The 15,567-nt window shown below is 36.9% G+C and carries 15 protein-coding genes and 1 pseudogene; 10 read left to right on the top strand and 6 right to left on the bottom strand.

Going from position 1 to position 15,567, the window contains the following annotated elements; all coding sequences use genetic code 11:
• Position 1 precedes the first annotated feature (1 nt).
• The 6 genes from H5201_RS17370 to H5201_RS17395 all read left to right on the top strand — a co-directional run bounded on the left by H5201_RS17370 (position 2) and on the right by H5201_RS17395 (position 4,578).
• Positions 2 to 1,180, top strand: coding sequence for an ankyrin repeat domain-containing protein (locus H5201_RS17370; protein ID WP_182740552.1), 1,179 nt, complete (start codon positions 2 to 4; stop codon positions 1,178 to 1,180).
• Positions 1,173 to 1,685: a hypothetical protein gene (locus H5201_RS17375; protein WP_182740553.1), complete on the top strand. Its 513-nt coding sequence runs from the start codon at positions 1,173 to 1,175 to the stop codon at positions 1,683 to 1,685. Before H5201_RS17370 ends, H5201_RS17375 begins: the two co-directional genes overlap by 8 nt.
• A 14-nt stretch (positions 1,686 to 1,699) precedes the next feature.
• Entirely contained in the window at positions 1,700 to 2,992 is a 1,293-nt protein-coding gene (locus H5201_RS17380) for an ankyrin repeat domain-containing protein (protein WP_182740554.1), read from the top strand.
• 66 nt (positions 2,993 to 3,058) lie between these two features.
• A complete protein-coding gene (locus H5201_RS17385) occupies positions 3,059 to 3,409 on the top strand; it encodes a hypothetical protein (protein ID WP_182740555.1) in 351 nt (116 codons plus the stop codon).
• Between the two features lie 32 nt (positions 3,410 to 3,441).
• Positions 3,442 to 4,005 (top strand): hypothetical protein, encoded by a 564-nt coding sequence (locus H5201_RS17390; protein ID WP_182740556.1) that lies wholly within the window; start codon positions 3,442 to 3,444, stop codon positions 4,003 to 4,005.
• Positions 4,006 to 4,074: 69 nt separating this feature from the next.
• The gene (locus tag H5201_RS17395) at positions 4,075 to 4,578 is read left to right on the top strand and encodes an endonuclease V (RefSeq protein ID WP_182740557.1); all 504 of its coding nucleotides are present in this window, start codon (positions 4,075 to 4,077) and stop codon (positions 4,576 to 4,578) included.
• Positions 4,579 to 4,669: 91 nt separating this feature from the next.
• On the opposite strand, the pseudogene H5201_RS17400 reads toward H5201_RS17395, so the two are convergent.
• Positions 4,670 to 5,006: pseudogene (locus H5201_RS17400) on the bottom strand (hypothetical protein); the annotation flags it as partial.
• Between the two features lie 130 nt (positions 5,007 to 5,136).
• On the opposite strand from H5201_RS17400, the gene H5201_RS17405 reads away from it, so the two are divergent.
• Positions 5,137 to 6,198: an SMI1/KNR4 family protein gene (locus tag H5201_RS17405; RefSeq protein WP_182785126.1), complete on the top strand. Its 1,062-nt coding sequence runs from the start codon at positions 5,137 to 5,139 to the stop codon at positions 6,196 to 6,198.
• A 391-nt stretch (positions 6,199 to 6,589) separates the two neighbouring features.
• On the opposite strand, the gene H5201_RS17410 is transcribed toward H5201_RS17405, so the two are convergent.
• From H5201_RS17410 to H5201_RS17420, 3 genes are read right to left on the bottom strand one after another with little or no spacing between them, the layout of a single operon-like run.
• Entirely contained in the window at positions 6,590 to 7,336 is a 747-nt protein-coding gene (locus tag H5201_RS17410) for a DUF1266 domain-containing protein (RefSeq protein WP_182719022.1), read from the bottom strand.
• Positions 7,326 to 9,428, bottom strand: coding sequence for a tetratricopeptide repeat protein (locus tag H5201_RS17415; protein ID WP_182761920.1), 2,103 nt, complete (start codon positions 9,426 to 9,428; stop codon positions 7,326 to 7,328). The genes H5201_RS17410 and H5201_RS17415 overlap by 11 nt, the downstream gene beginning before the upstream one ends.
• A gap of 43 nt (positions 9,429 to 9,471) precedes the next feature.
• Positions 9,472 to 11,133 (bottom strand): Hsp70 family protein, encoded by a 1,662-nt coding sequence (locus tag H5201_RS17420; RefSeq protein ID WP_182785127.1) that lies wholly within the window; start codon positions 11,131 to 11,133, stop codon positions 9,472 to 9,474.
• Positions 11,134 to 11,546: 413 nt separating this feature from the next.
• On the opposite strand from H5201_RS17420, the gene H5201_RS17425 reads away from it, so the two are divergent.
• On the top strand, positions 11,547 to 12,557 hold the full coding sequence (locus H5201_RS17425) for an SMI1/KNR4 family protein (protein ID WP_182785128.1): 1,011 nt from the start codon (positions 11,547 to 11,549) through the stop codon (positions 12,555 to 12,557).
• A 73-nt stretch (positions 12,558 to 12,630) separates the two neighbouring features.
• On the opposite strand, the gene H5201_RS17430 is transcribed toward H5201_RS17425, so the two are convergent.
• Both H5201_RS17430 and H5201_RS17435 read right to left on the bottom strand, forming a co-directional pair.
• The gene (locus tag H5201_RS17430; RefSeq protein WP_220496094.1) at positions 12,631 to 13,620 is read right to left on the bottom strand and encodes a DNA-processing protein DprA; all 990 of its coding nucleotides are present in this window, start codon (positions 13,618 to 13,620) and stop codon (positions 12,631 to 12,633) included.
• A gap of 130 nt (positions 13,621 to 13,750) precedes the next feature.
• On the bottom strand, positions 13,751 to 14,149 hold the full coding sequence (locus H5201_RS17435) for a hypothetical protein (protein WP_138585062.1): 399 nt from the start codon (positions 14,147 to 14,149) through the stop codon (positions 13,751 to 13,753).
• Positions 14,150 to 14,392: 243 nt separating this feature from the next.
• Between H5201_RS17435 and H5201_RS17440 the strand changes: the two genes are divergently transcribed.
• Positions 14,393 to 15,085 carry a hypothetical protein gene (locus tag H5201_RS17440; protein WP_182768336.1) on the top strand — a complete coding sequence of 231 codons (693 nt, stop codon included), beginning with the start codon at positions 14,393 to 14,395 and terminating at the stop codon, positions 15,083 to 15,085.
• A 106-nt stretch (positions 15,086 to 15,191) separates the two neighbouring features.
• Positions 15,192 to 15,470 (top strand): hypothetical protein, encoded by a 279-nt coding sequence (locus H5201_RS17445; protein WP_182785130.1) that lies wholly within the window; start codon positions 15,192 to 15,194, stop codon positions 15,468 to 15,470.
• The last annotated feature ends 97 nt before the right edge of the window (positions 15,471 to 15,567 follow it).

A 15,567-nucleotide genomic window follows, 5' to 3' on the forward strand; every position in this document is an offset into this window, starting at 1 on the left:
TATGTCAGAATCATTTATTAAAGCATGCGCTGACGGTAATCGCCGTATTGCTCAGTTGCTCTTATCACAAGAAAAAGACCTTGATCCTAATTATACTAATTCGCACGGCTGTACAGCATTGCACTATGCATCGGCTAACGGATACGTTGATATAATGTCCGAGCTATTGGAAAGTGGAGCAAAAATTGACTATGAAGATCATCAAGGTAGGACCGCTTTATTTATGGCTATAAAGGCTCGACAAAAGCCGGCAGCAGAATTGCTACTTGAACTCGGAGCCCGTCCTGACATTAGTGATTACCAAGGTAATAGTCTACTTCACCTAATCGCCATAACAGGCCAAAATGCGTTATTAAGCCCTTTAATTGATGCCGGATTAGATATCAATTTAACCAATACAAATTCAGACAGTCCATTATTACTGGCGGTTAGTAATCGAAAACGTGATGTTGTAAGCAATTTATTAGATCAAGGCGCCGATATTGACCACAGTGACAAAAATGGTAATAACGCGTTATTGATAGCAACAGCATTAATCAATAAACCCTTAGTCACTTTGCTACTAGAACATGGTAGCGATATAAATATCGCTAATGACGATGGCTATACACCGTTATTCATTGCCTGCACTAAACACAACAATATGCTTGTTAAATACCTGCTAGAGCAAGGTGCTGATCCGCTTATCGAATCTAATGAAGGCGTATCGTCTATTTGGCTTGCGTGTGCTAATAACCAAAAAGATATCGTCTCGGCATTTTTAAATGCAGGCGTCGATGTAAATTACAGTAAAAATACCAATAAAGAGTTTGTACTCAATTCATATTTAGACTTAGTTATCGAACAACTAAATTATAGTAATGATAACTATCATGCAATTAGCTGTGAAGGCGAAAGCCTAATACATGTTGCAGCTAAACAAGGTCACTTAAGTATGATTAAGCTATTACTTGAGAAAGAGGCTGATATTGATGCACTTGATGCCGCAGGTAGTAGCGCATTACATTATGCTGCGGTAGGCGGTAAAAAAGATATAGTGAAAGAATTAATAAAACACGGTTGCGATACATTGATTTATAACAAAGCTGAACAACAAGCTATTGATTATAGTAATCAAAAAGGGTTTAACGAAATCACCGAAATGTTATTAATAGCAAAACAGGCGCAACAAAATGGATAGAAAAGAACGCCCATTACTTGAAATAATCGCACGCGATATGAAAAAAGGTTATTGGAAAGCCGCCGATGCTGCACGCTACGCACCCATGCTATTTCCTCAAGTAGAACCCAGTGACCATGTTCGTAAAGCGGTTGCTGCGATTGCTCTGCAACAATCTCGCGCAGAGCAACTTAAAGCCCTTCAAGCACTCGTGATAAAAGAGCGTAGCAGTAAAGATTTCCTTAAAGAGTTTGAAACACTGCTTAATAACAAACGTGATCGGCTAATGCCTGCAACCGACCAAGACAAAGACAGTAGCCACTTTCGCGATATTATTATGATGCTACTAGCGACAAACTTTGCATCACAAAAAAGCAGCGTTACTATAACCGCAGATTTAAGTGATTTGTATCAACGTATTTATCCTCAACAAACCGATGAATTTAGCACCGATTCCAGTGCTGAAGCCGTAGTGACTGAATATATAATGGGTGCCCTATTAAAACTCGCGCCTGATATAATTTAAAGCAAGGATGATTAATGACATTGCAGCAAGCACTCGAGTCGAAGGATTTTAATCTCGCCACACAAATAGCAAAAATCCTCAGCGATAGCGAAATTATACAAGTATTGAATGAGACGTTTGTTTTACAAAATCTACATGCCTATTGGCTTGCCTTGGATTTTTGGCTGCTATTAGATGAAAAAAATATCGTGTCGCTCGATTTGCTAAAAAATATGGGGGACGAGGAGGAAGTCGATTTTAATAACATTGATATTGAAAGTCTCATCAATTCAACAACCGAAAAACCAAAACTGAAAGTCGATCAAAAAAAATCATTTCCACTGCTAATATTAGAAAATGAATTAAGGTACTTTGAACATAAAAGCGAAGAAGAATGTGCCATATTAGTTAAATTTATAAACGCTTGTAGAAATTTAAATGCCAAAGGGGGAAAATTATTAACACAAGCGCTTTCACCTAACACACCACTGTCGATTCTCGATGCCTTAATTGAAAAGGGGTGTGACCCTATGTACGAGAATAACGCTCAACAAAACTTTCTTTTTAATATAGTGAAATGGCGTAAACAAGTAGACATAGATACGTTTAAAAAATATCTAACCTATTTTATAGACCAAGGATTAGATATTAATCACCGTGATGTAATAGACGAAACCCCTATCATTGCTTTAATTAAATCAGGTGAAGCAACACAGCGTATAGACGTTATGATCGAGTTAGGCGCTGATATACATATTCAAAAAACGGATATTGATGGCTTTGATTTATTAGAAATAGCAGTTACAAGTTACACTCCCGATTTTGTGAGTGCTTTACTTAAGCATGGACTCGCTTTTGATTATGAAAAACAAGATAGAGAAGGCCATAGTGTATTATTTCGCTTTACAGACCATGGGGTTAGAAAAGATCAATTAACGCTATTTTCTTTATTACTACAGGGACAGCCTGATCTTTATCAGATTAATCACGACAGTAGATGTGAAAAGCATTACTCTACCCCAATGGAAAATTTAGTAACAGAAGCACACCCAGACGCATTAAAACTGGCGTTAGCTATGCTTCGACCAGACATCAACCAAACCGATGAGGAAGGTAACACACCTTTACACCTTGCTGCATCTAATTATGTACATGAAGCAGCCCGAGCGGTTGTTAATTTAGAACGAATAAAAATACTTATAGCGTATGGGGCTGATGTCAACACACTAAACAACAAGGAACAAACACCTGCAGCTTGTGCCAGTGATGATGATAAAAAGGCCGATATACTGGCATTTTTATTAGCAAAAGAACACCAAGCAAAGTGAAATACGAGATCTATAACTAAATAATAGTAATATTCGTATCCGAAGCTGATCATTAAGGATAAAAAGATGATAAAGCGTTTTCTAAGCTTACTTGTTTTATGCCCCTTACCTTTAATTGCTTGTCAATGGCAACCTGATGACTTAATAGGAAGCTACCGAAGTTTGGGGCACTCCTATTTTGATACCTTTGCACTAGAGAGAGAAGGTATATTTCATTCGTGGTTACACCAAAGGCCTGCAATAACGGCAAAGTGGCAACTTGATAAAAATTGTATATTGGTAATACGCAGTGAGCACTTAACACACCCAATCAAGCTCACCTTAATTGCATTAACAGCCAATAAAGCAGTGTTTAGTGATGGTCAAACTAAACAGCACTATCAACGCTTAAGTGCACAACAAGAAACAGACAAGTAAATTAACCCTAGCCACTAATTTAGAGATAACGAATGAGATTGACCAATTTAAAACACCTGAGTCTGTACTTAATTGTGCTATTTAATATATTTGCTTTTCAAAGCCATGCCTCTGAGCCTGCTATTTTTTCAAAATACAGCAAAGCGTTAACCTTAGTTGATCAAAATCCTGAGCTATATCGGTATCGTTTCAACGGGCCAATTACAATACGTGGACTACTCGTAATTCAGCTTGATATGGCAAGCCCAGCTCAAGCAAGCGGCGATATTATCGACATACGTATCATTCCAACCCGATTAGCACGCAATAAGTTGCCCGCAGTTATTAATGGCCGTTATACATCGGCGATTGAGGCTATTTTTATACGTTTATCAGCTCCCCAATTAGACGAACTATTTGCAGGTAAAGAAAACTGGCAACGTTTAAGCCATGGTACAGAAAGACTTATAAAGCAACCCGTAGAAGTCACATTTAATGATTTTAGCGTATCGGTAGAATGCGACAGCCGCACCTACACCGCAACCATTAACACCATAGCAGCTATAACAGATAAGCGAGTCGCTGCATTATCTAAGCTTGATATAAGCGGCTGTTAAGCCGCCTTAAATTAAAGCCGTGATTATTAATAAAGCACTACGACACATATAATTTAACAGGAGTACACATTGATTTTTGCCATTGATTGCCAATATTACGACGACACAGCTATTGCTGCCGGTATCTTATTTGAAAACTGGCACGACGAAGAAATAACAGCAAAGCAAGTTAACACCATTGAAAATATTGCCCCCTATGAACCTGGGCAGTTTTACAAACGAGAGCTTCCTTGTATTTTATCGGTATTAAAATCTTTAGAGACTCAACCTGATATCATCATTGTTGATGGGTATGTCACTTTAAGTCGTGAACAAAAACCAGGTCTAGGTATGCATCTTTACGAAGCCCTTGACCGAAAAATCCCCGTCATTGGTGTGGCTAAGCGTTCATTTGTAGATACGCCAGAAGAGGCTGGAGTTTTACGTGGAAAAAGCGAAAACCCACTTTATATAAGTAGTGCAGGCATTGATCTTGAGCAAGCAAAAGCGCATATACAGCAAATGCATGGTAAAAACCGCCACCCAACCTTATTAAAATACGTTGACCAGCTAGCTAGAGGCATTGTTACCTAAAACGAATAGCAAAGGTGTGGATGTAAAAACTGTGTAAATCCCCGTTAGATATAGGGAACTAATTGCTCCTTAAATTCTATTATAGTAAGGATCAGATCCTGAGAGAGCCATACAGTTTTGATCTAAGCGACAAGCACTCACGGCAAACCTTATTTAATTGCTGAAGTGCTTTTGAAAAGATTCTCAGTTTTATATTATAGCCAAATTTTTCAAAGTATTGCGCCCCCAGACTAAAGCCAGACAGCACTTTTCTATTTTTTAACGCGATCAATAACGTGACATTCAAGTGGCCTTTTTCATAGCAACGACAATGAGGTAAATAATAGCCATGACTGCGAAGCACCTTTAGTATATTTCAAGCTTACGCTGCTGCGAATAGCTTTTCCTCGAAGGTTATTCTTCTTTCTTTGTTTACGTTTTGATTTAAAAAAACTGCACACAACAATTGATTCTAAGCGACCTAACTTCTTTGATGCATATTTAGACTTGATACAAAGCTATATACGAATCATTTTTTTAGATAGACTATCAAGCATCTTTACAAGGAGGATAATATAGATGCAATTTATAGACCCTTTTCCAGTCAAATGCGAGTTTTGTCAACACTTAGCTTATTATCCGTTAACCCCGCTTAAGGCTGAAAAAGCAGCCTGTACAGCTTGCAAAAAAGTTTTACGGCAGACACCTCGTGATCTTCGTAGATCCAGCCGTAAACATGGAATTGAAATTTGGCCTACAGCTCTTATATTTGAAGTTATGCTGCAGTTCGATATTGACTATGATTTGGTTAGCGACGATGAACTTAATGAGGAAACAACCCTATCAACATTTATTGAACTAATGCAAAGAGCTGATCCAAGTATTTCCGCGCGTGACCTACTTAACTTTGATATGTTAGACACTGCTCGCTCTACCTGTAATGAAGAACAATTACTAACGCTAAAGCTGGAGGAGCTGTCTTTACTGTCTCATCCTAAAGAGCCGTTACCAGACAATAATTCTCTTGCAGATCCAAATGTCAAAGGCATTGAGAAAAGTGAACTGCAAACGATGTATAAACAGCGTCGAAAAGCACGACAAACCCAAGATAAACTTACCCCGCGTCCTTCAGCTGAAGAATCCACCGTTGAAGTTAAGGCCCCTAATGCTAATAAATACTCTAACTTTTGGCAAAAACAAAGCGAAGAAAACCACGCGGATATAGATAAGCCATTAACCGATGAGGAAATTCAAAATACTGTGAATAATTTGGGATATACGCTACCCATACTCTATATACAGTTAATGAAAATACAAAATGGTGGCTATCCACAAAACACGCTCATTCAACTCAATGAAGAAAAACCATCTAACTATAGTATCAGCGAGTTTATTAGGCTAGATTCTATCGCTGCAGAAAGTGAATATATGAGAAACGAATGGGGTTATCCTGATATCGGGCTATATATTTGTAATTGCCCTTCGGCAGGGCACCACTTGGTTGCTTTAGATTACACTGAGTGCGGGCCTACAGGTGAGCCTACAGTGGTACATGTCGATCAAGAAAATGACTTTAAAATAACCATACTTGCTACAACTTTTGAGCAGTTCATTAGTGAACTACAATATGATGAAGATTAACCTCATGAAAAGTGTTATTACTTTAAAAGACTCTAACACTTTTTTGTATAACTAGCTTTTTAAATACAGCATGATCATTTTTTAAATATATTCTTAACTGCTCAAGCTTTTTAGGCTTAGACACTATCAGCTCGCGGTGTGTGGTTTGGTACAGTTTATATTATGGAATTTACCTTTTGAGTTAATCTAGAACAAGCAAATTTAATGCAATTCGCGCTACTTTAGCGCTCTCTACATTGCTCAGCATTAATTAACTCAATAAGTAATTGACTATAAGATCTAGGGCTTTAACGTATAAAGTCAAGATTTTATCTCTTTGGTTTTGTTACTAGTACGGGTTTACATGTTGTAATAAAAGCCACGTTAAGTGGCTTTTATTACAATGTTAGCGCTACAGGTCTATTTGCCAGTTGAGTTGACACCAAGGGTGGTTATCGTCAGCTAAAATTGATGTCAATTCTTCGATATCTAGCTTAATCTCTTGTTTTACTTCGAAAGCATCAGGGTAGCGTTCTGGTGGACCATCCATAGGTTTATCGAGTTTTACACCCACCCAAGTTAAGCGCCCTACTATGTGACTCATGGCTAACTCTTGCCAATCAGTAAATAATTGTTGCGCAATTTTACCTAGCACTAGCAAATAATACCAAGTTTCTTGCTCTGTAATTAAACCCGTAGTATACGCACACCGGCATAGAAATGCAGAACGACCCACATCAAAACCTTTAATCCCACAGTCAGATAATGAAACATTATGCTTTTGAGCCCATCCACTAACCATATATTCATTACTGTTTTTATCGTTGTTTCGATTCAAGTAAAAGTGTTCAATAAATAAATCATAACGCACACTTTCAATCAAACGGCTCATAAACTCGCTGCTACGAGCTGTATCTAAAAAAATATTTAATGTTTCAACTAAATCAGCTTTAGTATGTATACCATAACTATTTTTTAATACTTTTACATTGCCATTAATAATCGCTTGTAGTGGGTACGTTTCACTCTTATGTAATAAGCAATCCAGTGAGTAGCCATTTTGCATCGATAAGTAGCCTGATAAGCTGATTAACCATTGCTTTTGTTCATCGGTTAACGATTGACTTTGCAACATTAAGTCTTCTTGATTATTGTCCATCAACTCTCTCCTTTGTATCTTGCAATTGCTGGCATAAAGCTTTGCACTGCTGTGCATAAGGTAACCCTTGTTCGATAAGCGCTTCACAGCATTTAATAGCTGAATTTAAAGAATGAACGGCATATGGATGAGTATTATATTCGTGGGCAGCTTGTTGAAATGCAGCTAAAGCCGTGTCATATTGGTTTAACTCTAAAAGTGCGCACCCTTTAAAATAATATGCTTGTGGTGCTGCACGTAAACCTTTAATCGCTATATCAGCTAACATGATGCAGGTGTCAAAGTCTTGCTGGTCAAACGCGGCCTCCAAAAACTTTAAACAATCACGCGGGTTGTAAAGCATGAGTTGTTTAATTTCTTTTATATAATTAAGTACATTACGTTGAAAATCATCAACAACACTTGTATCCGCATAAGCAACTAATTCGGTGTCACGAATATATAATATAGCCAGTGCAAAAATTTGCAGTGATTCAGTATGCCCAAGAGATTCTACTGGGCGCCTCACTGAATCGTCTTCTCGGGTTAGCTCAAGTATGTCCATTTCTTGCTCTGAGTAACAACGTGGTTTTGTTGAACCAGGGAAAAAATCCGTTTTATAGAAATCCTGAAAACTAGCAATATGCTCTTGTAATGTATCAACTAAAACTTCATATGTGATTAAATCGTAGCAATATCTTAATAAATCAACAACTAATGGCCATCCCCACAGCTGGCGTTGATTGTATAAATCAATAAACACTAAAAACTCAGAGTAGGCTTCTTCAAAACGGTGTAATTTACATAAGCAAAGCGCTTGTAAATAATTCGCTTGTTCTACAAATATCGGTTTGTATTGCTCGGTGATTGACAACGCATCCTGATATCGTCCATTTTCATACAGTAAGGTCGCAATTTTTATCGCGTTTTTAGCTTCATCAGCTCTCAACTCTCGAATATATCCGCGTCTTGCTGTAATTAATGCAACTTCAAGCTCCATATCACCAATAGCAGCTAGTTTTGCATCTAAATAAAGATATGCCTTTTCATAATTATTAAGCTTTAAATAACATAAACCAATATATTTGAACATTACCTTAGTACACAGTACGCGGTAATTATGTTCTTGCTTTAAATAAAGTGCGAGTGCAGCCTCATAATTTTTTAATTTATACTCAGCATGTGCTTGGTAATTTAACAGATCTTCCTCTGTTTGTGGAATTGTCAGAGGTTCAAGTATACGTTTAATGGCGCTATAGCTATTAAGCGTCCATAAATACTTAACTATATAATTATAAAGGGGAAAGTCATTTTTAAACTCAGGTCCAATTTGTTCAGCAACATTTTCTAAATCTTCTGTAGTCAATGTGTCGTATAAACATTTATCTTCAATATAGTTACGTATTTCAAGATGGCGTTGAAGATTTTTAAAATCAACATGTTCTGAAATACCGACCACTAAACCGTCATGTATTCTCTTTGGTAACGTTTTTATATAACCCGACAATGCAACCGCAATTTGACGCGTAGTATCATCGCCACTGATAGATAAGCTGCCAGAAATACTTAAACTGGTATCTAAAAATGTCCAGATATTTTCAGGTAAAAAATAGTGTTTAGAAAAAAAGTCGAGTAAGTTGACAGTCAATGCATTACTTTGATTAACATCCCAAAATATCGGCGCCGCGAACAACATTTTCCATTGTTCTAAACTGTGCCTAACTGAAATATCACTATAAAGCTGTGTTAAGGCAAGGTTGAGTTGGGATATTGTTTTAATAGTTGAAAATTCAACGGGTTTGTCATCATCAATATCGTGATTGGAGCTAGGTGGTGGCTCCGAAAAAACTTCATCCTGTGTGTCTTCAATATCAGTATCTAGTTGCGGCTGAAATGCTTTAAGTGATGCATCGTGCCAACTAGCTGAATTATCATTTGCATCATCATCACTTTTTGAGATTTCTTCTAGTGCTTGATCATACGCTTTACGTAACGCTTTAAACTCTTCAGGGAATTCTGTTGGCGGAGTTTGTTTTAGTAACTGCGTATAAGCTAATTTTATAGCCCGCTTATCTTTAGTTGGTTCAATACCTAATAGTATCCAATGGTACATTTAGTTTACTCTTATGTTGTGGGCACAAATAATAGAATGCATGTTAATAAGAAATATTCAAAAACATTTTTATACGCTCTTTGGCAGCGTCAATTTTATGATTATCATGGGTTTCTAACGCGCGATCAAAAAGCCCAATGCTTTCACCAACCTTTCTACGTTTATCACCTAAGCTCTCTTGAAACATGCGATCGAGCTTTGCTTTAAAAGCGGTATTGGCAAGTTTATTTTTTGGGAGTATTTTTAAAGCTTGCAGTCTTGAAAATTGCTCTTGCAATTGATTTTGGTCAAGCTCTTTCACGTTCTCACCAACATAAGTACGATAGGTTTTTTCAGAATCCTTGTTTTTAACTTCCACTTCAATCACACCATTGAGATCATAAGTGTAAGTTATATAAAAAGACTGAATTTTGTTCAAAGGTTCAAGTGTAATGTCTAATGTACCCATTAATACATTATCTTTAGGTAGGTAATTTTCACCTTGATAAATGTTAATCAAAACACTTTCTTGACTTGGATGTCTAGAAAATAAAGAGCGCGTTTCACTGACCGGGATCGTAGAGTTACGCTCAATAATGGGTAAAAACTCAGGTTGGTTATGCTCGTTAGATATCTCAACGCCCAGTGTAAATGGGCAAACATCAGTCATGATTACATCTTTGAGCTGAATATTACGCTCGTTCATACTTGCTTGAATGGCAGCCCCAATAGCAATAGCATGATCTGGGTTGTATTGGATTTGTGTAATACGCGAAAATACATGATTAATTTGTTGACGAAAAATAGGCATGCGGGTCGCACCGCCGACAAAGATAAGACCTGCAATATCATCCATCGATAATTTTGCATCAGACATCGCTCTATGAATAGGAAACTTAATACGCTCAATTAAATCATGACAAATATGGCCGAAATCGTCTTCACTTAGGGTATAAGTTAAAACATCGCCTTTGTATTCAAAATCAAAACTGGCAGAGTCGTCTATGGTTAGCTGACATTTTAATTGATCACATAAAGACCATATATTTCTTCGCTCACTTTTGGCTAGACGGTACGGTTGGATATCATTTTTGCCAAATACATCGTCGACAATAGCTTGGGTAAAGTCATTACCACCGAGGTAATTATCGCCTCCAGAGGCGTGAATCTCAAAAATGTCATTAAACACTTCAATAACTGACACATCAAATGTTCCACCACCGAGATCAAGCACTAAATAAGTGTTATCTGAATCTTTATTATCTAATCCATATGCAAGGGCTGCGGCGGTTGGCTCGTTAATTAAGCGCTCAACCGTTAAACCAGCAAGTGAAGCCGCCTGCTGTGTAGCTTGCCGTTGTTTATTATTAAAGTAGGCTGGTACTGAAATAACAGCTTCAGTAATGGGTTGTTGTAAATATACTTCAGCTTGCTCTTTAAGGTGCTTAAGTAAAATAGCCGACAGCTCTATTGGGGTATAAGATTGTTCTTCTAATTGATAAACTTTATCTGTGCCCATAAAACGTTTAAATTCAGACACCGTCAACTCAGGATGAGTCGCTAAACGATCCCGCGCAGCTTGACCTACCAATACATAGTCATCTGAAAAACTCACAATAGAAGGCACTAGAACATTGCCCTCAGAGTCAGCGATAAGTTTAACACCACTATCTTGCCATACAGCAACAACACAGTGTGTCGTTCCCAGATCAATCCCTATCTTCATATTACTCCCCCGTTCATCGGAACATTCTTAAATCGTTTTATATATATTAAAACCACTATTTAAAAATCACTTATTATACTAACATTGATTGTTATATGTAAAACCCATCAAAATAAGAAAGTGCAATAAAAAAGCCTATTTTTTCACTGCGTGTAATTCAGGCCAAAAAGATGTTCGCCATGACAAATTAACCCACTATTAATCAAGGAGATAAGAACAAAAATATAACAGATAAAATGATTAATCTAAGAAATTAAAGATAACAAGAGCTCCATTAACTAATTAAAACGAGCTTAAACATATTCAAATATTAACATTAATCAATTGTAAGTTTTAAGCTATTTTAAATTAATACTGAGTTAATCTTACCGTGATATACTAAGTTTATTTTTTACTTTATTAATAAGATTCTCATGCAAAATATCTGTGCGTATAACGATACTTTAAAAACCAAAAAATGGCATGACCTTCATTTTCCAGCAATAGAAATCACCAATTTGCCGTCTTTTTCACAAGATGAAAGCTACATCTTTAGTGACTTACTTCATCAAGCAGTAAAAGATCGAACAGACCAAGATGTTCTCAAGCTTTTCTTAATAACACCTGATACTCAATTGAGTAATCATTTTTATATGGTTGCCTACTTACAAGATAAGACTATTTTTACCGCCGAAGTGCTCAACACCCCACTATTTTCACAATGGTTAACAACAATTGATAGAGAAAGAAGAAAAGGCGTAGAACCTAAATCTAAGCTGTATGATCTTGCCAGTAATAGTCTATCTAGTCGCCCAATATCAAGAGCATTTGCTGAGCAAATATTCACCCATACTGGTGAGTTTATTGATGAAAATATTCCTAATGCATTTAAAGCAGAAGAATTAGCGCAACAAAAAATAGATTACATCACCCCATTTATTAACTTTGATTCCCATGAAGACTTGTCTTTAGTAAAACAAAATTTAACTCAATTAGTTGAGTCTGAGGGATTAAAAATAATAGAGCCCATTGATAATAGAGCGATTTATCAACAATTTAAAACGCAAGCTGGTTTTGAGTTTCCCACTATTTTAAAAGACTTTTTAACACTGCATAATGGCATTGAAAAAACAGGTTTTATGAATGCACAGACCATACTAAAAGAATGGAGTGACTGGCAAACACCATATCAAAAATGGACGCAAGAGGACTTGCTCGATACTTACAGCAGTAACGATGGCACAGTACTGCCTTTATATTGCACCCCCTATTGGATCCCCTTTTTCGACCAAGGTTGTGGTAATTTTTATGCCATAGATCTTGCACCAAACAGTAAAGGAAAACCTGGGCAGGTAATTAGTTTTGGCGCAGACCAAGAAAGCGGCTATCTGCAAGCGCATAGCTTAGCAGAACTCATTGCTGGTTTTATGCATAACGAAGATTAACAGCAACTTTTAACGACGTATCTTGGCCCATCGTTTAGTTGTAATGATGGGCTTTTTTATAAACTAAAACCTTTTACGTTGAAATAAAATCGTCTTGAAAGCTTAAGCTTTGTTGAACGACTTTACCGTTTGCTTGCATGTCGTCTTGAATATACTTTAACAGTCCATTCACGCAGATTGGCATTTCCCACGCGCTGGCACCGCGCTCCATTTCAGAGAACTTTAATTCAGGCCTTAAATTGGCTGTTCCAGGTAAGAACACATTAGCAATTTTTTTATTGTACTTATGTGCAAATGCGACAGTGTGAGCACTGCCACTTTTAATTTCCCACTCGATAGGTAGCAGCGTATTACAAAGCGCAGCCTGTATTCGATTTCGTCTAACAAAGTTTTCGGCACTGTATAATTGTTCAGGCAGGTATTCTGTTACTACTGTGCCACCACGATTTAATATTTGCGCTTTAAGTGTGTTAGAGCCTTTAGGAAACTCAACGTATATACCATTACCAAGAACCGCAACGGTGGGAATGTTATATTTTATCGATTCTGTATGTGCTATTTGATCGATACCCAAAGCTAAGCCACTGACTGTAACAAGCCCTTTATTTGCCAATGCTGCGATGACTATTTTCGCTAAAATTACACCATCTGTTGATGGCTTACGAGTACCTATCACTGATACGGATTTTTTATGTAAGTTTTCAATTGGACCCTGAACAAAAATCCAATGAGGTGCATCATCAATTTTCTTCAACTCTTGAGGAAAAAGCTCCTGCTCTCGGAACAAAAGTCTTACATTATCAGCATGAAGAGAACGTGCGCGCGCTAAGCCAATTGACCAAAGTTGTTGTTGATATGCTTGCCATTCAATATCATCAGGTAATGACACATTCAGGTGTTTAGAAATTTCATCAGCATTACTCGCTTTAAGTAAATTTTTAAAGCCTAAGCCTGACTCTGCTATTTTGTGTAATACCCAATACCCAACGCCGCTTAATGAAGTCAACGCGAGAAAAGCCACAGTTTCATTGCGCCAATAGCCTTTTTGCTGTTCTTTACTCAACGCCAAATTCCATACAACTGTTTAATTTAAAACGCGCTGATTTTTACAGTATTATCAATCAAAGGCAAGGTAAACCAACTGCCTCGGTTGGCACACCTAAAATGCCAAAGCGCTTGTTAAAAACGCAAACTTACTCGTTTAATAACTCATTAAGCGTTGTTATGTTTTTATCTTGCGATTCATAAACAGTATCAAATGGCTCACTTGACCAATCGCCGTGTTTACTTTGCCATGCAAACCAAGCAGATGAAATAAACTCAAACTCTTGCATTTCCTCCACCTCTTCACCGGCTAAAAAGTTAATTAACTGCGCTAACGTACAGTGCCCACTATCAACCAACGTTAACACCTCTGTTCCCATTAGCTCTGTGTCGTCATCAAGTAAAATGATAACAACCGATTCTACAATCAGTTCATACTCCTTATATTCCATTATTGGCGTAACGTATGACTCATCTTGATGGCCTAATAAAATACTGGCGTAATTATCACTAACTTGACCATTTTTAAAAACTAATTGTTGATTCATTTATTTATTTACCTTAACTGCCATGATCGACTTATCTTATTCTTTAAATTATCAAATTTTTGGGTTTAATTCACGACTTACACAATCAAAAATAAGCTCAACCTTAGAACATGGTATTAAATGATAAATAGAACCAAGCAAAAAGCAGCCTGTTTGCTAGAGGTTTTCGAATAGCTGCCCATTGTGGTTTATTAAAAAATATCATGCTAAATTAGAAAACTCTAAATCAAGGATGATGTATTTTTGCAACACTCAAATCTACCTAAGAATGTAAAGTTTCACATTAAAAATACCTATTTGCCAAATAAGGTAAAATTAAGGACTCAAGGCCACCTCAATATTATTGCAGTTAGGGCCATACTAACTTTCATCGTTCCATTTTGTGGTGTGGTTGGCTATTTTACTGAGTCAATATTTTATGGTATTTGCTTTGCTCCTTTATTTTTATCACTCGTTTTTGCTTACTCAAGAAGCCATTATTTAGTCCTTGATGTTGAAACTGGTAAAGCGTACAAAGAAAAATTATTTCTAGCTAAAGCCACATCAAAAAAGATTTTAAAAAATTTAAACGATGTTGAAGTTTTAGTGCAACAAATTCCAGGCCTTGCAGATAAGTATCAAATAGCGCTGTGCCATGAACGCTACACAATTGGCACCTACCAAGATACTCAAGCAGCAGCCGCGTTTTTAGCTAATCATTTTGGCTGTATACACACAGAAAAGGTAAATGAGTTTACAGAAAAAACAAACGTCAGCAGTAACACACCCGATTTAGACCAAAATGCACTCGATAATAGACCTGCAAGTACAGCAGATGATCCAGCTCTAAAAAGCGGCAAAGATATAACTTTCTGGGATACCAAATCATTGATAAAAATGATTCTCCTCCCCTTCATATGTTTTATTATCATCGGACTAATAGTGACTACTTTATAAAATGAAATTTACAAAACTGACAAATCAACAAGCGCAAATCAAGCCATTTGCCACAAGTGCTGTTAACTTTATGGGCGCATTTATTTTATTTATAAGTTGTTTATGTATGTTTAGTGTAATAGATGGCGAATTTCCCTTGGTACCTTGGGCTGCTATTTCCACACTTGGCTTTTGTTGTACATTTGCTAATTACAAAATTAAAATTGATAAAGAAACAAAAAACATAATTATACGCGCCAAAAGCATTTACGTTATTAAAGCAGATTCAATTGCATTTGCGGATATACGCGGCATAGTGGTTGACGAAAAATTATTTGGTAAAAGGGATTACCGCCAGGGCAAGAGCATGAAAAAAGCCTATGATTTCAATACCTTTTCAAGGTAATCTGTACTGCGCATAGCTTTTTTCTGTTTTGCGGGCATGCCTTTATTAAAGCTTGTTTCTGCTTTTAGCTGATTAAATGCGATGTGTCTCAGCCCCG

The sequence above is a fragment of the Pseudoalteromonas sp. SG43-6 genome (assembly GCF_014164365.1).
Classification (GTDB): domain Bacteria; phylum Pseudomonadota; class Gammaproteobacteria; order Enterobacterales; family Alteromonadaceae; genus Pseudoalteromonas; species Pseudoalteromonas rhizosphaerae.